This window comes from Burkholderia sp. BCC0097 (assembly GCF_902832985.1).
Taxonomy (GTDB): domain Bacteria; phylum Pseudomonadota; class Gammaproteobacteria; order Burkholderiales; family Burkholderiaceae; genus Burkholderia; species Burkholderia orbicola.
On sequence record NZ_CADFDM010000008.1, the window covers coordinates 343428 to 363665 of the forward strand.

The 20238-nt window shown below is 64.0% G+C and carries 19 protein-coding genes; 9 read left to right on the forward strand and 10 right to left on the reverse strand.

Going from position 1 to position 20238, the window contains the following annotated elements; translation table 11 throughout:
- The gene (locus HWX07_RS27485; RefSeq protein WP_175878409.1) at window positions 1–885 is read left to right on the forward strand and encodes an alpha/beta fold hydrolase; all 885 of its coding nucleotides are present in this window, start codon (window positions 1–3) and stop codon (window positions 883–885) included.
- 19 nt (window positions 886–904) lie between these two features.
- Here the strand turns inward: HWX07_RS27485 and HWX07_RS27490 are convergent, their stop codons facing one another.
- From HWX07_RS27490 to HWX07_RS27500, 3 genes are read right to left on the reverse strand one after another with little or no spacing between them, the layout of a single operon-like run.
- Window positions 905–1843, reverse strand: coding sequence for a diguanylate cyclase (locus tag HWX07_RS27490; RefSeq protein WP_175878410.1), 939 nt, complete (start codon window positions 1841–1843; stop codon window positions 905–907).
- Complete coding sequence (locus HWX07_RS27495; RefSeq protein WP_011548760.1) at window positions 1840–2466, reverse strand: chemotaxis protein CheC; 627 nt, start codon at window positions 2464–2466, stop codon at window positions 1840–1842. Before HWX07_RS27495 ends, HWX07_RS27490 begins: the two co-directional genes overlap by 4 nt.
- Window positions 2459–2827, reverse strand: a complete 369-nt coding sequence (locus tag HWX07_RS27500; protein WP_011548759.1) for a response regulator — start codon at window positions 2825–2827, stop codon at window positions 2459–2461. The genes HWX07_RS27495 and HWX07_RS27500 overlap by 8 nt, the downstream gene beginning before the upstream one ends.
- 472 nt (window positions 2828–3299) lie before the next feature.
- Between HWX07_RS27500 and HWX07_RS27505 the strand changes: the two genes are divergently transcribed.
- Window positions 3300–5549, forward strand: a complete 2250-nt coding sequence (locus HWX07_RS27505; protein WP_175878411.1) for a hybrid sensor histidine kinase/response regulator — start codon at window positions 3300–3302, stop codon at window positions 5547–5549.
- Window positions 5550–5599: 50 nt separating this feature from the next.
- On the opposite strand, the gene HWX07_RS27510 is transcribed toward HWX07_RS27505, so the two are convergent.
- Window positions 5600–6154, reverse strand: coding sequence for an NAD(P)H-dependent oxidoreductase (locus tag HWX07_RS27510; protein WP_006480199.1), 555 nt, complete (start codon window positions 6152–6154; stop codon window positions 5600–5602).
- A gap of 369 nt (window positions 6155–6523) precedes the next feature.
- Between HWX07_RS27510 and HWX07_RS27515 the strand changes: the two genes are divergently transcribed.
- A complete protein-coding gene (locus HWX07_RS27515; protein ID WP_006480198.1) occupies window positions 6524–7123 on the forward strand; it encodes an RNA polymerase factor sigma-70 in 600 nt (199 codons plus the stop codon).
- Window positions 7101–7319 (forward strand): zf-HC2 domain-containing protein, encoded by a 219-nt coding sequence (locus HWX07_RS27520; protein ID WP_011548755.1) that lies wholly within the window; start codon window positions 7101–7103, stop codon window positions 7317–7319. The genes HWX07_RS27515 and HWX07_RS27520 overlap by 23 nt, the downstream gene beginning before the upstream one ends.
- A gap of 142 nt (window positions 7320–7461) precedes the next feature.
- Here HWX07_RS27520 and arsC read toward each other — a convergent pair whose 3' ends face one another.
- Entirely contained in the window at window positions 7462–7818 is a 357-nt protein-coding gene (gene arsC / locus HWX07_RS27525; protein WP_041492222.1) for an arsenate reductase (glutaredoxin), read from the reverse strand.
- Window positions 7819–8793: 975 nt separating this feature from the next.
- Here arsC and parA point away from each other — a divergent pair.
- Together parA and HWX07_RS27535 are read left to right on the forward strand one after the other, a co-directional pair.
- Window positions 8794–9456 (forward strand): ParA family partition ATPase, encoded by a 663-nt coding sequence (gene parA / locus HWX07_RS27530; RefSeq protein ID WP_175878412.1) that lies wholly within the window; start codon window positions 8794–8796, stop codon window positions 9454–9456.
- A 23-nt stretch (window positions 9457–9479) separates the two neighbouring features.
- Window positions 9480–10541 carry a ParB/RepB/Spo0J family partition protein gene (locus tag HWX07_RS27535; RefSeq protein ID WP_012339072.1) on the forward strand — a complete coding sequence of 354 codons (1062 nt, stop codon included), beginning with the start codon at window positions 9480–9482 and terminating at the stop codon, window positions 10539–10541.
- 91 nt (window positions 10542–10632) lie between these two features.
- Here the strand turns inward: HWX07_RS27535 and HWX07_RS27540 are convergent, their stop codons facing one another.
- Both HWX07_RS27540 and HWX07_RS27545 read right to left on the reverse strand, forming a co-directional pair.
- Window positions 10633–12000: a replication initiation protein gene (locus HWX07_RS27540; RefSeq protein ID WP_175878413.1), complete on the reverse strand. Its 1368-nt coding sequence runs from the start codon at window positions 11998–12000 to the stop codon at window positions 10633–10635.
- Window positions 12001–13400: 1400 nt separating this feature from the next.
- Window positions 13401–13745, reverse strand: coding sequence for a hypothetical protein (locus tag HWX07_RS27545; protein WP_175878414.1), 345 nt, complete (start codon window positions 13743–13745; stop codon window positions 13401–13403).
- Between the two features lie 77 nt (window positions 13746–13822).
- Between HWX07_RS27545 and HWX07_RS27550 the strand changes: the two genes are divergently transcribed.
- Complete coding sequence (locus tag HWX07_RS27550; protein WP_175878415.1) at window positions 13823–15004, forward strand: DNA-binding protein; 1182 nt, start codon at window positions 13823–13825, stop codon at window positions 15002–15004.
- Window positions 15005–15140: 136 nt separating this feature from the next.
- On the opposite strand, the gene HWX07_RS27555 is transcribed toward HWX07_RS27550, so the two are convergent.
- The 3 genes from HWX07_RS27555 to HWX07_RS27565 all read right to left on the reverse strand — a co-directional run bounded on the left by HWX07_RS27555 (window position 15141) and on the right by HWX07_RS27565 (window position 17399).
- Window positions 15141–16166 (reverse strand): tyrosine-type recombinase/integrase, encoded by a 1026-nt coding sequence (locus HWX07_RS27555; protein WP_175878416.1) that lies wholly within the window; start codon window positions 16164–16166, stop codon window positions 15141–15143.
- Window positions 16167–16268: 102 nt separating this feature from the next.
- On the reverse strand, window positions 16269–16646 hold the full coding sequence (locus HWX07_RS27560) for a DUF2471 family protein (protein WP_175878417.1): 378 nt from the start codon (window positions 16644–16646) through the stop codon (window positions 16269–16271).
- Between the two features lie 141 nt (window positions 16647–16787).
- Window positions 16788–17399, reverse strand: a complete 612-nt coding sequence (locus tag HWX07_RS27565; RefSeq protein ID WP_006480189.1) for an XRE family transcriptional regulator — start codon at window positions 17397–17399, stop codon at window positions 16788–16790.
- 158 nt (window positions 17400–17557) lie between these two features.
- On the opposite strand from HWX07_RS27565, the gene HWX07_RS27570 reads away from it, so the two are divergent.
- Both HWX07_RS27570 and tdh read left to right on the forward strand, forming a co-directional pair.
- A complete protein-coding gene (locus tag HWX07_RS27570) occupies window positions 17558–18757 on the forward strand; it encodes a glycine C-acetyltransferase (RefSeq protein ID WP_126368374.1) in 1200 nt (399 codons plus the stop codon).
- Window positions 18758–18770: 13 nt separating this feature from the next.
- Window positions 18771–19799 (forward strand): L-threonine 3-dehydrogenase, encoded by a 1029-nt coding sequence (gene tdh, locus HWX07_RS27575; RefSeq protein WP_006480187.1) that lies wholly within the window; start codon window positions 18771–18773, stop codon window positions 19797–19799.
- The last annotated feature ends 439 nt before the right edge of the window (window positions 19800–20238 follow it).

Sequence of the window (20238 nt, forward strand, 5' to 3'; positions counted from 1 at the left end):
ATGGAGACGAACGACACCGCCACCCCGCAGTCCGGTCATCCCGTTTTCGTGCTCGTGCACGGCGCGTGGCATGGCGCGTGGTGCTACGCCCATCTGGCGGCCGCGCTGGCCGCGCGCGGCTACCTGTCGATCGCGCGGGACCTGCCCGCGCACGGCATCCATGCGCGCTTTCCCGCGTCGTACCTCGCCCGGCCGCTCGACAAGGACGCGTTCGGCGCCGAGCCGTCGCCGGTCGCGAACACGACGCTCGACGACTACGCGACGCAGGTGATGCAGGCCGTCGACGACGCGTACGCGCTCGGCCACGGCAAGGTCGTGCTGGTCGGGCACAGCATGGGCGGCCTCGCGATCACGGCGGCGGCCGAACGTGCGCCGGAAAAGATCGCGAAGATCGTCTATCTCGCGGCCTTCATGCCCGCGTCGGGCGTGCCGGGCCTCGACTACGTGCGCGCGCCGGAAAACAAGGGCGAGCTGCTCGGTCCGCTGATGCTCGCGAGCCCGCGCGTGGCCGGTGCGCTGCGCGTCGATCCGCACAGCGGCGATGCCGCGTATCGCGAATTGATGAAGCGCGCGCTGTACGAAGACGTGCCGCAGGCCGACTTCGATGCGGTCGCGAACCTGATGAGCTGCGACGTGCCGGCCGCGCCGTTCGCGACCGCGATTCCGACGACCGCCGCGCGCTGGGGTGCGATCGACCGTCACTACATCAAGTGCCTGCAGGATCGCGTGATCCTGCCCGCGCTGCAGCAGCGCTTCATCGACGAAGCCGACGCGTTCGCGCCCGGCAACCCGACCCACGTACACCAGCTCGACAGCAGCCATTCGCCGTTCGTGTCGCAGCCGGCCGTGCTGGCCGGCGTGCTCGCCGACATCGCGAAAAGCTGAGCGAGGCGGGCGCGGTCGGTCAGGCGTACGCGACCGATCGATCGCGCCCGAGCCGCTTCGCGCGATAGAGCGCGGCGTCGGCCTCGTTGACGAGTACGTCGCAGGTCAGCGCACCGGCTTTCGCGCAGGTGCCGCCGACGCTCGCCGTGACCGGCACGCTGACGCCCTCGGCATCGACCGGCAGGCTGCCGATCGCCTCGCGCACCTTATCGGCCACCCGCATCGCCTCGTCGAGATTCGTGCACGGCAGCAGCAGCGCGAATTCCTCGCCGCCGAAACGCCCGAACGTATCCTGCGCGCGCACGATCGACGCGACGCGGCGCGCGGTCTCGCGCAGCACGGCGTCGCCCGCCGCATGCCCGAAGCGGTCGTTGATCGTCTTGAAGTGGTCGAGGTCGAACAGCAGCACCGACAGGTCGCCGCCGTAGCGCTGCCAGCGCGCGAATTCGTCGCCGAGCCGCGCCTCGAAGAAGCGCCGGTTCGCGATGCCGGTCAGCCCGTCGCGGTTCGCGTGTTCGCGCAGCTTCGCGACTGCTTCCTCGCGCTCTCGTTGCATCACGCTCACATGCGTGACGTCCGAGATCGTCACGCACACGGCCTCGACGTCGCGGCCGCGCGTGAGCGGCATGAACGTGCAGTCCTGCTGCATGTAGTCGACGCCGCCCGTGATCGGCCGGTCGTGTTCGAAGCGAAACAGGTAGGGCCGCTGCTCCCACGAGCTGAACGCGAAGCTGCCCAGCTGGAACACGCTCTCGAGCTTGCGCGACAGCCACGCGCGCGGCAGGTCCGGAAAGCGGTCGAAGATGTTGCGGCCGATCACGTCGGCGGCCGGGATGCCGCTGTGGTCCTGCATGAAGCGATTCCACATCAGGACGGTCATCGAACGATCGAGCACGAACAGGCCGAAGCCGACCCGCTCGATCACGAGGTCGCTCAGCGACGGGGCGGCGGCCGTCATAGCGCGGACAGCAACGCATCGAGCGCGTCGCCCATCAGGCGGATCGAATCCTCGGCCATCAGCATCACGAAATGCGCGCGGAACGTGTGATCCTCGAGCCCGAAGTTCACCTCGAGCAGCAGCGCGACGCTCCACCCCAGTTCGTTCGGCTGGAAGACGTCGTCGAACGACACGTTCGCACCGAGCAGCCCCGGCGGAAAGAACACGGGCTTGCGGCCGAGTTCGTCGAGGATCGATGCGACGCAGGCGCCCATCAGCACGTTCGCGACGTCGAACACGATCTCGTCCGGCGTCGCCATCCCGCCGTACACGCCGTCGCCGAACGTGCGGTCGACGACCGACATGAGCCGTGCGACACCCGCCGTGCGGCACAGCACGATCGCCTCGCCCTTGATGTCGGAACGGAAGCCCTGGCGCACGGCAGTCACGTTGTCGTGGATGCCCGTCATCTCGCGCAGCGCGTCGCCCGCGTCGGCCGCTTTCACGACGCGCACGCGCGGCACCGACAGCTCGATGAAATGCCCGAGCAGCAACGCCAGCCGCGCGGCGGCGCGGCCCATTGCAAGGTTGGCGATTTCCTGCAACGCGTCGCGTTGCTCCGCCGTGAACACCGATTCAGGCATACAACCCATACTCCTTGAGAATGGGCAGCAATGCCTCCGACGTCACGGGCTTGGCAACGAATGCGATCGCGCCCAATTCACGCACGCGTGCTTGCGCCTGCGGCTGGATATCGGCGGATACCACGATCACGAACGTGTTCAGATCTTCGTGGCGCAGTGTTTCCAGGACCTGATATCCGCTCATGTCGGGCATCGTCAGGTCCAGAAACATCACGGAAGCTTTGCCGTCACGATAGAGCGCCAAGGCCTCGCGACCATTCGCTGCATACGCGACGTCAACGTCCCAGTCTCCCGGCAGCGCCTTTGTCAGAAGTTTGCGAGCGAGCAGCGAATCGTCGGCAATTACAATCGGCAAAGGCATGGGGCGATGCGGTATACGGAATGGTCTCTCTCGCGTTAACGACCGCGCGGCGCTCTTCTTTAGTGCCTTGCGTTTCGGGCGCGGCCAACCGCCTTGCGACCAGGCACGGGCGCCGCGACGCAGGTGCGCGCGACGCACCGCGCGGCAACCGCCGGCGGGCGCATGTATCTGTCATAGGGGAAAGCAAGGCGCGATTCTCGGAGTAAACCGGAGGCGATGCAACTCGCCATTTTCACCATTTCGAACAGAATCGATCCGATCCCGCGTGATTCCGAAAACAGCTCCGACCATTTTCGAGATAAGCACGCAAAATTTTTCCTTGTGTACGTTTGCGCTGCCGGATTCGTCGCGTTTTCAATCTGACGGTTTACCTCTGTCATATACGACAGGTTTGCGCCCGTACGGCACCGCACGGCGGGCCGCCGCAACTCGTTTATGATGGCAGATACCTCTGCCTCACCCGCCTTCCTCGATGACGTCCGAACGGCCTGCCGACTCCCGCGCCTCCGCCCCTTCTCCCGCCGACGACTGGCAGGATGACGGCAGCTACGCGTCCGGCGCACCCGAGCACGATTTCGCGGTGCGCCGCGTGACGCTGATCGTGCTGCTCGTCGCGGCGATCGTGCTGCCTTGCATCTACGTGGTGGTGATGGCTTACAACGACCTGAAGGCGCGCGAGGCCGCCGCGAGTGACGTGACGATGCGCACGGTGCGCGTCGCCGAGGAGCACGCACTCAAGGTGTTCGACCTGAGCGAAACGCTCGATGCACGCATCGTCGACCTCGTGCAGGACATGGACGACGCAACCGTGCGCAGCCGGGAATCCGACATCCACGAAGCACTGAACACGATCGGCGGCGGCTATCCGCAGGTGGCCGCCGTGTCGATCTTCGGCGCGAGCGGAATGCTGCTCGCCAACAGCCTCTACTATCCGGCGCCGTATGCGTCGATCGCGAACCGCGACGACTTCGCCGGCATCCGCGACGGCAAGGTCATCGAACACATCTCGAAACTGATGATGGGGCCGCTCAAGCTCGAGAACATTCCCGTCTTCAACACCGGCGTCGCGCGACGCCATAGCGACGGTTCGTTCGCCGGCATGGTGTCGATCGCGCTGAAGTCGTCGTATTTCAATGCGTTCTACCGCGACCTGCTCGGCGGCGCGAGCACGCCGATGACGATGGCGCTCGCGCGCTCGGACGGCGCGGTGATCGCATCGTATCCGCCGCCGCCGTCGCTCGCGCACACCGACCGCTCGGTCACGTTCGGCAACCCGCGCAACGATCCGCGCGCGGGCGTGGTGCGCGTGGGCCACGACGGCGCGAGCAGCGAGATCGTCGCGTATCGCCAGGTCGGCAGCTATCCCGTCTACGTGACCTGCGCGTACCGCACGTCGGCGATCTGGCATGAATGGTACGAACACCTGAGCGTGCTGTTCATCTCGATGTTCGCGCCGTCGGTCGCGCTGTGGTCCGTGATCTGGCTGTCGCTCAAGCGGCTGAAGGCGGAAGAGGAAGCGTGGGACCGCTGGCAGGCCGAAGCGTCGATGCGGCGCTCGATCGAATCGGCGTACCGGCAGTCGCGCAAGATGCAGGCGCTCGGCAATCTCGTCGGCAGCGTCGCGCACGACTTCAACAACCTGCTGATGATCATCTCGAGCAACGTGCAGATCGCGCGGCGACGCGGCGTCGAGCATCTCGACAAGGAGCTCGGCGCGATCGAGCGCGCGCTGAAGAACGGCCAGTCGCTCACGCGCCAGCTGCTCGGTGTTGCGCGCAAGCAGCCGCTGCACAACGAGACGATCGACATCGGGCAATGGGTCGGCACCTGCCGCGAACTGCTGAAGACGTCGCTCGGGTCGAAGTCGTCGCTGGTCGTCGCGATCGAGCCGGGCGTCTGGCCGATTCGCGTCGATGTCGCGGAGCTCGAGCTCGCGGTGATCAACCTCGCGGTCAACGCGCGCGACGCGATGGCGACCGGCGGACGCTTCACGGTCGGCGCACGCAACGTCACGCTGCGCCGCGAGGACGGCTTCCCGCTGACCGGCGACTTCGTTCAGATCTCGCTCGACGACACGGGTTCGGGCATGGCGCCCGACGTGCTCGCCCGTGCGTTCGAGCCGCTGTTCACGACGAAGGCGCAGGGGATGGGGACGGGGCTGGGCCTGCCGCAGGTATTCGCGTTCTGCGAACGCTCGGGCGGCCTCGCGACGATCGACAGCGCGGTCGGCGCGGGGACGTCGGTGCGTCTGTACCTGCCGCGCGCGCGGGCCGAGGACGTCGCCGCGCGGCCGGCAGCCGTCGCGCACGACGCGGGCAGCGGCGCGCTCGCCGGCCTGCACGTGCTGCTGGTCGAGGACAACGACGAAGTCGCGGCCGGCACGGAAGCGCTGCTGTCGCTGCTCGGTCATCGCGTGACCTACGCGCCCACCGCCGACGACGCGTTGCGCCTGATCGAAGGTGCCGCCGCGAACGACGCGTTCGATCTCGTGATTTCGGATATCCACATGCCGGGCCGCCTGAACGGCATCGACCTGGCCGAAGCGATCGAAAAGCGGCCGGGGAAGCTGCCCGTGATTCTCGTCACGGGTTATGCGGAGGAACTCGACCGTACGCGCACCGTCAACGTCCGCGTGCTGTCGAAGCCGTTCGACATCGCGCTGCTCGACGAAATCCTGCTGGGCATCCGCGAAGCGCGCGACGCACGACACGCCGGCGCGTGACCCGCTCTGGGTGAGGCGCGCCCCGCGACGGCGTGAGCGCGCGACGGCGGTCAGGCCGATTTCAGCAGGCGCACCCAGCTCGCGTAGCGATCGACGAAGCCCTGCAGGAACTTGCGGGTGTCCTCGCTGACGATCTGCCCCTGGTCGTCGATGCGCGCCGGGTCGTGCTTGATGAACATCTCCGGCTGACCGAGCGTCTTCACGTCGAGGTACGCGAGCACGTTGCGCAGGTGCTGCTGCGCGAGCGCGGTACCCACCGCGCCCGGCGACGTGCCGAGCACCGCGCCCGGCTTGCCCGACCACGAGTTGGAACCCCATGGGCGCGAGCCCCAGTCGAGCGCATTCTTCAGGACGCCGGGAATCGACCGGTTGTACTCGGGCGTGACGAACAGCAGCGCGTCGGCGGCTTCGATCGACTGCTTGAAGCGTTTCGCGACTTCCGGGAAATCCGCGTCGTAGTCCTGGCTGTACAGCGGCAACTCGCCGATCTCGACGAACTCGAACGAAAAATCGGCGGGGGCGAGCGAGATCACGGCGTGCGCGAGCGCGCGGTTGGTCGATGCGCGACGCAGGCTGCCGACGACGACCGCAATACGATAGGACATGGCATTCTCCTTCCGGTGAGTGAGGAATCGGATCGATTGCTTCCGAATGGGCGACAAAGGTCTGTTTATAGGCAAGCCAGCCCGCGAGCCGTCCCACGGGGCGGTCCGGCCGACTTTCCACAAGGTTTTCCACAGAAATTGTGGATAACTCGACCGTTATGTTCCGACGTTACAGATTGCCCGACGCGCGTCGCCGGCGACGCGCGAGTCGGGGGTTCGGCAAGCATAGCGCAGCGCGGCAGCCGGTTCCGCGAATTCGTGACGGAACATTGCATTGCAGGCGGAGACCGCGCCCAGTAAGCTGCTCGCACCGCGATGCGTCCGCTCCGTGACGCACGCGCGATCGCTTCGAGACACCGCCATTCACCCATGCTGTCCGCACACGACGACCCCGCCTATCTCGCGCAACTGCGGCACGACCTGCTGCGCTTCGCACGACTCCAGCTCCGCGATACCGACGCGGCCGAAGACGCCGTGCAGGAAGCGCTGACTGCCGCGTGGTCGCATGCCGGCGAGTTCGCCGGGCTGTCGGCCCACAAGACCTGGGTGTTCGGCATCCTGCGCAACAAGCTGATCGACGTGCTGCGCGCACGGCAGCGGATGGTGAGCCTGACCGCGCTCGATGCGGAGCTCGACGGCGAATCGATACTCGATCGCGAATTGTTCAAGGACAACGGACACTGGGCCGCGCATGCGAAACCGCGACCGTGGCCAAAGCCCGACACGCTGTTGCAGCAACAGCAGTTCTGGACGCTGTTCCAGGTCTGCCTCGACCATCTGCCGGAGCAGATCGGACGCGTGTTCATGATGCGCGAATTCCTCGATGTCGAGATCGCGGACATCTGCAACGAATTGACGCTGACGACGAATCATTGCAGCGTGCTGCTGTACCGGGCACGCACGCGCCTGCGAACCTGCCTGAGCGAAAAAGGACTGACGACCGAAGATGCTGCCGGGGAAATGTACTGACGTGACACGCCTGCTGTCGGATGCGCTCGATCGGCATCTGACGCTGCACGAGCGCCTGCAAGTGCGCGTGCATCTGCCGACCTGCAGCGGATGCCGCGCCTATCGCGGGCAGATCTCGCTGTTGCGGATGGCCGCGAAGGCGGCGGCGGGGCGGGAGCCGGACGACGATGATGGGTCGTCCTCCGGTAAAGGCTAGACGCCGCGGTGGCGACATATCGTTCCCGGGGGCGGCTGGCGGCGCATGCGGCCTGACGGGCGCGTCGGTCTGGGTTGCCGTTATGTGTGCAGCGCGGGGTCAGGCCGCGTTGATGCAATAAGAAAAATACGCCGGGCAAGAATTATTCGAACAGCCCCTTCACCGACTCGGGTGGACGACCGATAGCCGCCTTGCCGCGGTACACGACGATGGGACGTTGCAACAGGATCGGATGAGCGACGATCGCCGCGTAGGCTTCAGCGTCGGTCAGGTCCGCGCGGGCAAGGTTCAGTGTCTTGTACGGCTCCTCGCCGTCGCGCAGCATGTCGCGAACCGGGCGGCCGAGTTGCCGATGCAGCGTTTCCAGTTCCTCGACGGTCGGTGGCGTCTTCAGGTACTCGACGACGTTCAGCGGCGCGCCGGCCGTATTCAGCGACTCGACCAACGCAAGCGTCTCGCGGGACTTCGAGCATCGGGGGTTGTGGTAGATCGTGATCATCATTCAAGCCTGGATGGTGGAGCCCTGTATTGTAGCCAGTCTGCATGGGAGGCTCGGCGGGCGGGGCAGCTGAGAACGTGTGCCTTTCCTCGTGACTGTCGGTCGCTGGCGCGGTTCGGTTTAATGATGCGTCGTGATCGCGAGAGGGCGAGTGTTTGATGTCGTGGGACATGCGTCATAGAGTGGTTGTTTATGCGCATAAACTGCGGGCGGGCAAGGGCTTCATGGAGACTAGAGAGCGGCGGTTAGCCCGCCTAATCTCTCGTGAGGGTTGCCTCGGGCGGCGAAAAGAGAGCGGGATCGCGGGACACTTCGGGTCGGTGTATGCGCATAAGGCCTGCGCGGTGAGGTGCGGCTCCAGGCGTCGACGTATGCCGACAGAAGACGGCACCGGACGACGGTCGCATCGATAGGCTATCGCCCCAACATCATTGCGCGCCTGACGCAGGTCAGGTCTCTGCCTTGCCCTCCGCCGCAGGTCATCGTTGCGCCCGGTTTATGCGCATAAACGCTGCGGGCAAACGGAACGTTGCCTCGATGCATACACGTTCAACGACGTGCTCGTAGGCCATGCATCTGACTGCGGCCACAGAAGACACCTATCGGTGGCGAATTCCGAGCGCTCCAGCCACTAAATCGATCACCCCGGCCGCCGCAGACTTTATGCGCACAAACTCCCGGCTCGCCGACAACGCAGCGCGTCCAGCGAAAGGGCAGCACACCGGGACATCGCCGCGACGAACCGCCCCGGCGATCGAGCACGTGAAGATCCCACCATCAAGCACTGCATCGACTGCTCTACGTCAGTCTCGCCATCTCCCACACACCGTCCCAACCAGCAATCCAATCTCCACCACCCCGTTTATGCGCATAAACCGATAGTCCGAATGGCCAACGCCTAGTTGATGAACGACAATTTCATTGAAATTCAAATATCGTCCTGTAGAATTCCAACGACCAAAACAGGAGTGAAAATTGGCCGCGGAAATCATTGCAGTCACTCAACAAAAAGGTGGCGTCGGCAAAAGCACGATTGCCATGCATCTCGGCGCCGCGTTCCATGAAAAAGGGGAGCGCGTCCTCGTCATCGACGCAGACCGTCAAAACACGCTGGTTCACTGGTCGAGCGCATCCGGCGACAGCGACAACGGCATCCCGTTTCCGGTTGTCAACCTTGCCGAAGCCGACGGCCAGATCCATCGCGAGATCAAGAAGTTCATCAACGACTACGACATCATCGTCGTGGACTGCCCGCCGTCGATCACCGAGAAAGTGTCTGGCGTCGTCCTGCTGGCCGCATCGATTGCCGTGATCCCGACATCGTCGTCGCCGGCCGATTACTGGTCGAGCGTCGGGCTGGTCAAACTGATTCAGCAGGCGCAGGTGATGAACGAAGACCTCCGCGCGGTCTTCCTGCTGAACAAGACCGAAGAGAAGCGCATGCTGACCCGCGAGCTCAAGCGTGCACTCGAAGAACTCGGCTTCCCGCTGCTGAAAACGCAGATCCCGACTCGGGAAGCGTACAAGCAGGCGATGGCGCTCGGTCAGACCGTGCTGCAAATGAACGATCGCGGCGGCAAGCTCGCCGCAGCCGAAATTCGCGCATGTGCCGACGAAATCGTCGCCATGCTGCCCTGACTTTATGCGCATAAAGGAGTCACATGAAACCCTCCCAATTCGCCAAAGGATTCCAAGCGCGCCCGGATATCACGACGAGCGAGAAGCGCACGGCGCTTGATCGGCTCAATGCGATCGACGGCATCGTCAAGTCCGAGACGCCGACCCCGGTGCCGACCAAATCCGCGAAGAAGGACATCGCACCGCCGCCTGCTCCGGAATTCACGATCGATCCGTCCATCGACGAATCGCCGCAATATCGCGCGTGGCGTCTCGAGAATCGCTATGCGCCCGGGCAGGTGATCGAGCTGCCGCTGAAGGCCATCAAGCACAGCCCGTTCAACCCCCGGCACTTCTATCTGAAATCGTCGATTGCCGAACTCGCAGTCAACCTCGCGAAGCAGGGGCAGCAGCAGGCGATCCACGTGATTCCGGATTACGACAATCCGGGCACGTATTTCGTCAGCGACGGCGGCCGCCGCGTGCGGGCGCTGAAGGAAGCGAACAAGGAGTCGGTCAAGGCGATCGTGATCGACGTGCCGATCGGCATCCAGAGCTACAAGCTCGGCTACGACCTCAACGTTCAGCGCGATTCGCAGACGGTGTTCGACAACGCGGTCGTGTGGCGCCGCTTCCTCGACGACAAGCATTTCCAGAGCCAGAAAGAACTCTCCGAGCATCTCGGCCTCGACGAGTCGACGGTGGCCGTCGCGCTGTCGATCGGCAAGTTGCCGGAAGCGATCATGCAGGAAATGGTCGCGCGTCCCGATCGCTTCGGATCGAACATGGCGTATCAGGTCGGCCGCTATCACAATGCGCGCGGCACCGAGGCCACGCTGCGGTTGATCAACAAGATCGTGTCGGACGATCTCAGCACGCGCCAGGTGTCGGACATCGTCAAGGGCCGCGTCGCGGCGCAGGAGACGCCGAAGGCCGCGGGCCGTCAGCGCTATGCGCAGCGTCTCGAGATCAAGCTTGGCGGCAAGTCGGTCGGCGACCTGAAGTCGTATGGCGAAGACCGCATCGAACTGCGCCTGCGTGGCCTCCCGAAGGACAAGCGCGACGCGATCCTCGAGCAGCTCGAGCGAATGCTGTTGTCGGAGTAAGGGAAACGGCCGGCAAGGCCTGGTGAGGACGCCGGCCCTGCCCGATGGGGGGTAGGACCGGCGGCGGCCCGTCAACGGGCCTGAGCGGGCCTCAAGCGGCCCGCGACTGGTTCAGCGTGAACGACAGCAGGTCGCCGTCCGTCGGCTCGCCCCAGGTCTTCTGGGCCAGCCAGTCGAAAAAGGCCGTCTCGGCCAGCTTGGAATCGAGGCCGCGCTTGCGCCAGTCGTCGCGCAGATGCGAGCCCATCGTCGGCAACGCCTCGGACTCGAACGACTCGCGCGCCACTTCGCGCTCCGCGTCGCCCTGCTCTTCGTACAGCACCTTCGCTTCCTTGCGGCGGAACGCTGCGAACTCGCTCAGCAGGCGCGCCTTCAGATCGTCCGGCTGCGCAGCCGCAACCTTCGAGGAAGGCGTGCCGGCAGGCAGCGCGTCGACCGATTCCACCGGCGGCGCATAACCCTTCTTCAGCGCGTCCTTGAACAGCGCCGGCGCACTGCGCACCGGCGGCAGCGTCGTGCTGCGCATCCGCTGCTCGGTCATCTGCAGCGCGGCGCGAATCCGGTTTTCCTCGCTGTCCGCATAGAGCGTCTGCGCTTCCTTCAGCGGGATCCCGAGCTTCACCATCCGGTCGACCAGCGTGCTGTCGAACACGTTCGGGTGTTCGTCGAGCGCGAGCATCGGCTGCTTGCGCTCGGTCACGCGGAATTGGATCTCGGCCACCCGACGCCCTTCGCGATGCTCGATCAGCTCGACGAAGATGTTGGTGACCGCGTTGACTTCCGCGATCGCGGGGCGCAGGTAGTCGCGCTTGAAGTACTTGTACTCGCGCTTCGCTTCGTCGCCGGCTTCCGTGTCGGGCGTGCCCGACAGGATCGGCCGCCACCACTCCCACGGCTCGCGCATCGTCAGATGGCTCGGGTTCGTCAGATAGCGCACGCAGATCTCGTACAGCGCGAGACCGGCGCTGCTGCGCAGCTGGCTCTGGAACTGCAGGCTCAGGCGCGCATACTGGACCGGGTCGAGCAGTTTCTTCTTGATCTTCGGCGCGAACGAGAATTCGACCCACACGCGGCGGGTGGTCGGGTCCTCGAGGATTTCCGCATCGGCGATCAGCGTGGAGATCCCCCACTTGCGGCCCGGCTTCTGGCTCGACGTCCCCGTGCTCCATTCGACCTGCACCGACACCATGCGGCGCAGGTGTTCCTTCACCAATGCGGTGTCGTTCGAATCGAAAGCGGAGTTGGCGACGATGTCCGACAGCAGCGCGCGATATGTATCGCCCGAGTCGTCGGCCTGCTGCGCGACGGCCAGCAGGACATTGAACAGCTTGCGAGTGAGGAGCGTGATCTTGCCGCTCTTCGGCTGAATGGCGATCGCCTCGACGGCCTTTCGCAATTCGGCTGAACTGGCACTCACCACATCCACATCGGTTTTCTTGGCGCGCTTCGTCGTGGCCATACGTCGGGTCGGAGGAGAAGTTTCCCGGAAGGATAGCGCCTGCGGTGATGTGCGTCCAGAACGACATGCTCACCATAGCCGGTGAAGCGCGCCGGCAAAACGGCACTCACCCGAACCGCTCCCGAAAATGCTCACCGGTCCGCCAGTGCGGCGTTCCGGACTCTTCCAGACGTGCCGCGGCATGCGCCGATTCACAGAATTTCACCTGTGCACGACACGTGCGAAATTGGCTCCCGTATCGGCTCACCTTTCGATTTGTCGTAATTTTGCGACTGCGCAGACGTGAGTTCGACACAGGGCCACGATTGCACCTCACCGTACCTTTTCCGACTGTGCCGATCGGCCTGTATGCATGTACAGGCGCGGCTCGCCGAGATATCGATTTGGCTTCGACACATGGAAAAGCGCGGTCGAAACCGGCAAGCGCGGCCCAATGAGTGCCTATTTGGCCGAGCCGGGCGCGCATTGTACAGCGCGCAAATCGTATCCGGTCCCGAAAATGCTCACCTCAAGCACAGCATGTTGATTCGTCGGGGTGCCGACGAAGGCCCGACACACGGGCGACCGGCTGCCAATGACTCCCGAAAACACTCACCTCAACAAAAAAATGCGGCACAGCAACGGGTACGGAAATGGCTCCCGAAAAATCTCACCGTAACCGGCGCGGTATCAAAAATCCCAATCTCTTCCGATACTTATGCACAGCAGGCATTTGGCTGTGCATCCCCAGGAGCCCCCGAAAAGCCTCACCTTTCGACGGGCATCCTTCATACGACAACCGTATGCCGCCCCCCGAAAATTCTCACCTGTGCCAAAAAGTGGCACAGCAAAAACGAGATTTCTTCCAGTCCTGGCGGGCTTTTCGACGAATTCGGCCGGTCACAGGTCCCGAAAAGCCTCACCTTTGACCATTTTTTCAGCAAATACGTCTCCCGAAAAACCTCACCTGTGAGCCAAGTCAGCGCCTGTGATCCATGCCCCGAAAAAGCTCACCTTAAGGCGAACGAGGCAGGAAAACCCGGATTTCCCTCCCGGAAAGCCTCACCTTTGGGGCATCACAGGCCTCGGAGAGCACTTTTGCTGTGCAAAATGGCGTCCGCTTCCCGGAAATCCTCACAGCAAATTCCCGTGGAGTCCCGTGGAACCTCACCTTTCGCCAAATCTGCCCAAAAGATGGGCAGAATCGGGGCGCGAAGCAGATCCCGCAAATTCTCACCTGTGTCTGCACAGGCAGAAAATTGTGTAGTCAGGCACAGCGCGGGTTCTAGGGCTGTGTGGCCCCGAAAACCCTCACCTTTAGGAAAACGCGTGTTTTACTGTGATCCCGAATCCGCTCACGACCCTTCCTGCAACAGCTCACGCAGCTCCCTGAACCCCATCACGTCAGCTCCCGCAGAAGATCACCTTGGCTCCCGTAAAACTTCACCTTGTCGGCCGGAAAGCCTTGCACCATAAGGCTGTGCCGTGGCGTTAACGTTTTTAACTAAGGGTTCAAGGGTGTTTACTTCTAATACTCTCAAGACAGCGGGCTGACGAGTTTTCCACAGACACTTCAACCCCTGAACACCCACGGGCAAAGAGATCGCTGTCATGTGAAACAAAGGCAAAAATTCGGGATCCGCTGAAAAATGCTTGTCGGACAAGGACTTGGATAACTTTCTTCGCTTTGTTTCACGGAATTCCGGCCCACCTGCGGCAAGATCGGCTCCCCAATCCGATTTCTGCGCAAAACGACGTAAATTCACAACGGACCCTCGAAACAGGTATCAAGCAATACGTATTTCGTTATGATCACCACAATTCATTGTCTGTGAGCGTGGTCATGACCCTGGACGAAATGCGTCAAGTCATTCGGGAAGAACTGGAATCGCTGCGTGCCAGCGGTGCACGGCGCCAGGAATTGTCGCTGCATGCATGCAAGCGACTGTTTTTCGATCTCGGCATTCGGCCGTCAGCCGCCAACGTCCGCGATCTCACCCAGACCGGCAGCGCCAGCGACATCCCGAAAGACATCGACCATTTCTGGGAACGCATCCGTTCCGCGTCCAAGATCCGGCTCGACGGCGCGGCGATCCCTAAAGCCGTCGAGGAAAAAGCCGGCGCGTTGCTCGGAGCACTCTATGAAGAGGCATTGAAAGCGGCGCGCGACAGCCTCGATGCCGACCGCGAACAGGTTCGCGCCGACATGGCCGACGCCGAACAGCGCTTGCGCGACGCAACCATCCGCCAGGAAACGCTTGAAGGCGCGCTCGCGCGCGGTGAAGCGAGAAACGAGCAATTGCAGGCGCGGGTGACCGAACTCGAAGTTCAGCTCGCGTCGCAAACGACCCACGGTTCTGCAAGCGAGGCAACGTTGCTCACCACAGTCGCCCGACTCGAAAAGGAATTGGCCGCGGCCGCTGGCCGCATCGATGCCGAACAGGCGCAGAACGCCGTGCTGCGCGACCGCATCGATGCATTGCAAGCCGAATTGCAGCAGCGCACCGAGCACTACGCGCAGCAAATCAAGGATGCGGTGGCCGAAGCCGAACGCCGCGTCAAGCCGATGCTGGTCGAACTGGACTCGTTGCGCAGCATGGCGTCGACCTACCAGAGCGGGTTGCGCGACGTTCAGCGCAAGGAATTCGATTTCCTGCAGCAGTTGAGTTCAGCCAAGGCGCGCGCTGATCGGCTCGAGGAACAGTTGCGCACCCAGAGCGACGAACTGGAACGCGCCACGCGCGACGTGAGTTCGTTGCGCGCGAACCGCGGGATGAATCCGGAAATCGCCGCGCTGCTGCGGCGCCTGGCCGATGCCGGACGACTGGACGCGGACGCGTATGCCGCAATCGGCACCTCGCTGGACCAGGAGATTCCGGCGCCGACCCGGTGCCCGCATTGCGACGGCGAACCGGAGCTGTCACATGGTGACGAGGGTTTTGAAGTCGCGTGCCCCGAGTGCGAGCACGCTTCGGGCGCGTGGCCGTCCCGCTTCGAAGCCGTCGCGCGTTTTGCGCAACCCTGACCGGGAAGCCGGCGACGCCGCACCGGTGAGATGATCCGGGAAGCGTGAGGTGAGGTTTTTCGGGAGCTGTGAAACGGTGAGGCTGCGCCACACAAGGCTGCTCACGGATCGCTTCGCGTGAGCAGCCGTTTCCCGATCAGTGAGTTTCGTCGCGGTCGGATGCGTCACCGTCACCGTTGCTGTCGGCCAGCCCGTCGCGCCAGTTTTTCCAGGCGCGATGCAGGCGATTCGACGAGATCGGCCGCATGAAGCCCAGCCATTTGCCGACCCGCTCGGGCGGCACGTCGTGCTCGAACAGTTCGGCTGCGTAGGTATTGCGCAAGGTTTGCGGGCTCGCGCGTGCGGTACGTGACGACGTGAGCCCGGCCGATTCGACGATCGCGTCGATCGCGCGCAGCATCGTCGCCTTGTGCATCGGCCGTCCGGCATGCGAGGCGGGGAAGACCAATTCCCCTGGAATCTCTTGCCGCTTGCGCTCGGTGAGCCACGCCTCGAGCAACGCGATCGCGAACGAGGCCAGATGAGTTTCGCGCGCGTAATCGGGATGCGTCGATTCGATCCGCAGCGATGTGCCACTCGTATTGATGCAACTAATCGTAAGTGCGCGCGCTTCGCCGGTTTTGATGCCGGCGCCGAGAAATGCGGCGACGAGCGCGCGGTCGCGGCGCTCCTTCCAGTACGCGGAACCCGACACGCCGATCGGCGAAAACAGATACGCGAGCAACGTCGCGCGTTCCGCCGGCGTGAGAAAACCGGTCGGTTCGTTGTCGCGCGCCTTGCGCCAGGTCGCTTCGCCATCCTGAGCAATGAAGCGGGCCGGATTGGTCGATGCATATTCGGTGCGGCGAATATGGTCGAGGACGCGCTCGATCAGCCGCAGATAGCGCATGCGCTGCGTTTTCTTGATCGGCAACTCGCCGACGAAGTTCGCGATGGTCGGTGTATCGACCGTTGCCAGGTTCTTTTGATGCGCACGCATCCACGTGAGGAACGCACCCCATTGCGCGCGATAGACATCGGCCGACGAGCGGCGATAGTCCTGCATTGCCAGCCATGCGTCGAACGCGGCTTCGGGCGAGAGAACCCAGTCGGACGCATCGCGGTCGAACAGGTCCTTTTCTTCCGGCGGGGCGGCGGTATCGGGAGAGGCGGGAAGGGACATGATATTAATTCCGTTAGTTGCGTATATGGTAGCCCTTTCCGCAACGTCTCGGGCAGCAAAAGGGTAAACCGGCCGCCATGCGCGGCGGCCGCGGTTGAGCCGTCAGTCGCCCCACGCCTTGGACTGGCGGTGAGGGCGCGAGGGACGCACGGTATCGTGTGTCGTTGCCGCGGCTTCGTACGCGAGAACGGCGAATGAAAAGACCGCGGGCAGCGCGTTCGAGCGCCCGAAGTCGATCGGATCGTCGGTCTCGGGAAACGTCATGTCCGATGGCCGTTCGAACAGTTGACGCATGCCGGCGTCGTGCCGGCTCGCAAAGCCGAGATCGGCGAGCGCCTCGGCTTCGATCGCGTGCAGCAGGCGCCACGTCAGCGGCACGCGCTGACGGATGTAGCGCCCGGCGATATGGCGAACGATCAATTCGAGGTCATGCGCGGCAGCCTTGAAGCTGAGCGCGGCCAAATCTTGTTCTTCTGTCATTGCAGGCTCCTGTCGACCGGAGCGGGCGCCTCGGTGCGCCGGCTCCGGCCCATGCATGGCGGAATGTCCGTATACTGTACAAACATACAGTACTTTCCGCAACTGGCCTGCGACTGACCTTTTGGCCGGCTACCCGCGCCGTCAGCGATGGATCACGATCAACAAGGCCCGTGCTTCGGCCTTGCCGGGATTGCGGATCGCATGCGGCTCATCGGCCGGGTAGCGTGCGGTGTCGCCCGCCTTCAGGCGCCGGCTCGCTGCGGCGGCCTCGATTTCCATCGCGCCCTGCAGCACGGTGAGGTGCTCGCGCGTGCCCGGTTCGTGCGCATTCGATACCAGGGCGCCGCCGCCCGGCAGCGTCAGCTCGTACCACTCGAACTTGCCGGCGAGGTCGATCGGGCCCCATACGCGCAACTGGTACCGGCCGTCGTGGCCGGCGAGCGTCGGAATGTCGTGCGGGCCGTCCACACGGATCGTCTCGGGCGCCTTCGGCTGCGAGAACAGTTCGTCGAGCGTGATGCCGAGCGCGTTCGTCAGCCGCCATGCCACGGCGATGGTCGGGTTGGCCTTGTCGCGCTCGATCTCGGAGAGCATCGATTTCGATACGCCGGCGGCGCGCGACAGGTCGTCGAGCGTCAGCTTGCGCTCGTTGCGCAGGCGCTGGATCTGCTCGCCCACGCGCGGCGGGGTCGCGGCCGGTGGTTGCGGGGCGGCGTCGGCGGCCGGGCGCCGCGATCCTGAGGAACTTGCCATTTGGATTCCGTTCGCTTAGAGTTGTTCGATATTTCGAATTCTAGTTCGGAATATCGGATAAATGCGGTCAACCGAACGACCGACTATAACAGTAGCAGGCCGTTGCGCCGCCACGAGCGGTGCGCTGCGGAATGCGAAACCCTGTCAGGAGCTTTGCGATGCGTGATGCCTTTCTCGCCCAGGTGCGCGGGACGCTCGACCAGATCCGCGCGGACGGTTTTTACAAGACCGAGCGCGAGATCGCGAGTCCCCAGGCGGCAGCCGTGCGGCTCGCCGGCGGCGCCGGCGTGCTCAATTTCTGCGCGAACAACTATCTGGGTCTGGCGAACGATCCGCGCCTGATCGACGCGGCGAAGGCCGGCCTCGACCAGGACGGCTTCGGCATGGCATCGGTGCGCTTCATCTGCGGCACGCAAACCGTCCACAAGCAATTGGAAAGCGCGCTGGCCGCGTTTCTCGGCACCGAGGACAGCATCCTCTATTCGAGCTGCTTCGACGCGAACGGCGGGCTGTTCGAAACATTGCTCGACGAGAACGACGCAGTGATCAGCGACGAGCTGAATCACGCGAGCATCATCGACGGCATTCGCCTGTGCAAGGCGAAGCGTTTTCGCTACAAGAACAACGATCTGTCCGACCTCGAGGCGAAGCTCAAGGAAGCCGACGCCGCTGGCGCGCGCCACAAGCTGATCGCGACCGACGGCGTGTTCTCGATGGACGGCATCATCGCCGATCTCAAAGGCATCTGCGATCTCGCTGATCGCTACGGCGCGCTCGTGATGGTCGACGATTCGCATGCGGTCGGTTTCATCGGCACGCACGGCCGCGGCACGCCCGAGCACTGCGGCGTCGAAGGCCGCGTCGACATCATCACGGGCACGCTCGGCAAGGCGCTCGGGGGTGCCTCGGGCGGCTATGTCGCCGCGCGTCGCGAGGTGATCGAGCTGCTGCGCCAGCGCTCGCGTCCGTATCTGTTCTCGAACACGCTCACGCCGAGCATCGCCGCGGCGTCGCTGAAGGTGCTGGAACTGCTCGGCAGCGACGAAGGCGCGAAGCTGCGGGAGCGCGTGCGCGAGAACGGCGCGCGGTTCCGCAAGCAGATGACCGAAGCCGGCTTCACGCTCGTGCCCGGCGCGCATCCGATCATCCCGGTGATGCTCGGCGACGCGCAGCTCGCGACGAACATGGCCGACAAGCTGCTCGGCGAAGGGGTCTACGTGATCGGCTTCTCGTTCCCCGTCGTGCCGCGCGGCCGTGCGCGCATCCGCACGCAGATGAGCGCCGCGCACACGCCCGAACAGATCGACCAGACGGTCGCCGCATTCGTGCGCGTCGGCAAGTCGCTCGGCATCATCTGACGGAGGCGCGACCATGAAAGCACTGGCAAAGCTCGAACGCGGCCCCGGCCTCACGCTCACGCGCGTGAAGCGTCCCGAAGTCGGCCACAACGACGTGCTGATCAAGATCCGCCGCACGGCGATCTGCGGCACCGACATCCATATCTGGAAGTGGGACGACTGGGCGCAGAAGACGATTCCGGTGCCGATGCACGTCGGCCACGAATACGTCGGCGAGATCGTCGAGATGGGACAGGAAGTGCGCGGCTTCGCGATCGGCGATCGCGTGTCCGGCGAAGGTCACATCACGTGCGGTTTCTGCCGAAACTGTCGCGCCGGGCGCCGGCATCTGTGCCGCAACACGGTGGGCGTCGGCGTGAACCGCGAAGGCGCATTCGCCGAATACCTGGCGATTCCGGCGTTCAACGCGTTCAAGATTCCGCCGGAGATCTCCGACGATCTCGCATCGATCTTCGATCCGTTCGGCAACGCGACGCATACGGCGCTGTCGTTCAATCTCGTCGGCGAAGACGTGCTGATCACCGGCGCGGGCCCGATCGGCATCATGGCCGTCGCGATCGCGAAGCACGTCGGCGCGCGCAACGTCGTCATCACCGACATCAACGACTATCGGCTGGAGCTCGCGCGCAAGATGGGCGCGACGCGCGCGGTCAACGTCGCACGCGAGTCGCTGCGCGACGTGATGGCCGACCTGCACATGACCGAAGGCTTCGACGTCGGTCTCGAGATGTCGGGCGTGCCGAGCGCGTTCACGAGCCTGCTCGAGGCGATGAACCATGGCGGCAAGGTCGCGCTGCTCGGCATCCCGCCCGCGCAGACGGCGATCGACTGGAACCAGGTGATCTTCAAGGGGCTCGAGATCAAGGGCATCTACGGCCGCGAGATGTTCGAGACCTGGTACAAGATGGTCGCGATGCTGCAGAGCGGCCTCGACCTGTCGCCAATCATCACGCATCGCTTCGCGGCCGATGATTACGAGCAAGGCTTCGCCGCGATGCTGTCCGGCGAAAGCGGCAAGGTGATTCTCGACTGGACCGTCTGAGGCGAGTGAGTGTCGAGACGGGGCAGCGCGGCGCGATCGCCGCCTGCCCCGTTTTCGTTTGCACGCGCATCGTTGCGCGTCGGAACACGTGATTCAGCGCTTGAGGTGAGATTATTCGGGAGCTGTGTGTGCGTGCCGAATCGCCGCAAGATCCCGTATCGGTGAATGGCGATTTCACGTTCGCTTCACCTGTCGGTAGCCACTTCGCCTTTTCTCGTTACGCCATTCGGCGCCTGCTTTTCCCTTCTTCCATGCACTTCCCTGCTTCGCCTGGCGAGCGTTTGCTTGCCGCCGTATGCGACATCGCGCCGAATCGGGACATCAACCGTGAGCCGCACACAGTGTTGCGCCTCACTGATAGGCGATGCGGTCGACATCGATCGACCTTGATCGGTGCGCAGCCCACTACTTGATCCATTCACCATTCAATCAGCAAGGA

Bases quoted from the DNA above. Each gene is read 5' to 3' on its own strand.
- HWX07_RS27485 (WP_175878409.1), top strand. From the start codon at position 1: ATGGAGACGAACGACACCGCCACCCCGCAGTCCGGTCATCCCGTTTTC.
- HWX07_RS27490 (WP_175878410.1), bottom strand. From the start codon at position 1,843: ATGACGGCCGCCGCCCCGTCGCTGAGCGACCTCGTGATCGAGCGGGTC.
- HWX07_RS27495 (WP_011548760.1), bottom strand. From the start codon at position 2,466: ATGCCTGAATCGGTGTTCACGGCGGAGCAACGCGACGCGTTGCAGGAA.
- HWX07_RS27500 (WP_011548759.1), bottom strand. From the start codon at position 2,827: ATGCCTTTGCCGATTGTAATTGCCGACGATTCGCTGCTCGCTCGCAAA.
- HWX07_RS27505 (WP_175878411.1), top strand. From the start codon at position 3,300: ATGACGTCCGAACGGCCTGCCGACTCCCGCGCCTCCGCCCCTTCTCCC.
- HWX07_RS27510 (WP_006480199.1), bottom strand. From the start codon at position 6,154: ATGTCCTATCGTATTGCGGTCGTCGTCGGCAGCCTGCGTCGCGCATCG.
- HWX07_RS27515 (WP_006480198.1), top strand. From the start codon at position 6,524: ATGCTGTCCGCACACGACGACCCCGCCTATCTCGCGCAACTGCGGCAC.
- HWX07_RS27520 (WP_011548755.1), top strand. From the start codon at position 7,101: ATGCTGCCGGGGAAATGTACTGACGTGACACGCCTGCTGTCGGATGCG.
- arsC (WP_041492222.1), bottom strand. From the start codon at position 7,818: ATGATCACGATCTACCACAACCCCCGATGCTCGAAGTCCCGCGAGACG.
- HWX07_RS27535 (WP_012339072.1), top strand. From the start codon at position 9,480: ATGAAACCCTCCCAATTCGCCAAAGGATTCCAAGCGCGCCCGGATATC.
- HWX07_RS27540 (WP_175878413.1), bottom strand. From the start codon at position 12,000: ATGGCCACGACGAAGCGCGCCAAGAAAACCGATGTGGATGTGGTGAGT.
- HWX07_RS27550 (WP_175878415.1), top strand. From the start codon at position 13,823: ATGACCCTGGACGAAATGCGTCAAGTCATTCGGGAAGAACTGGAATCG.
- HWX07_RS27555 (WP_175878416.1), bottom strand. From the start codon at position 16,166: ATGTCCCTTCCCGCCTCTCCCGATACCGCCGCCCCGCCGGAAGAAAAG.
- HWX07_RS27560 (WP_175878417.1), bottom strand. From the start codon at position 16,646: ATGACAGAAGAACAAGATTTGGCCGCGCTCAGCTTCAAGGCTGCCGCG.
- HWX07_RS27565 (WP_006480189.1), bottom strand. From the start codon at position 17,399: ATGGCAAGTTCCTCAGGATCGCGGCGCCCGGCCGCCGACGCCGCCCCG.
- HWX07_RS27570 (WP_126368374.1), top strand. From the start codon at position 17,558: ATGCGTGATGCCTTTCTCGCCCAGGTGCGCGGGACGCTCGACCAGATC.
- tdh (WP_006480187.1), top strand. From the start codon at position 18,771: ATGAAAGCACTGGCAAAGCTCGAACGCGGCCCCGGCCTCACGCTCACG.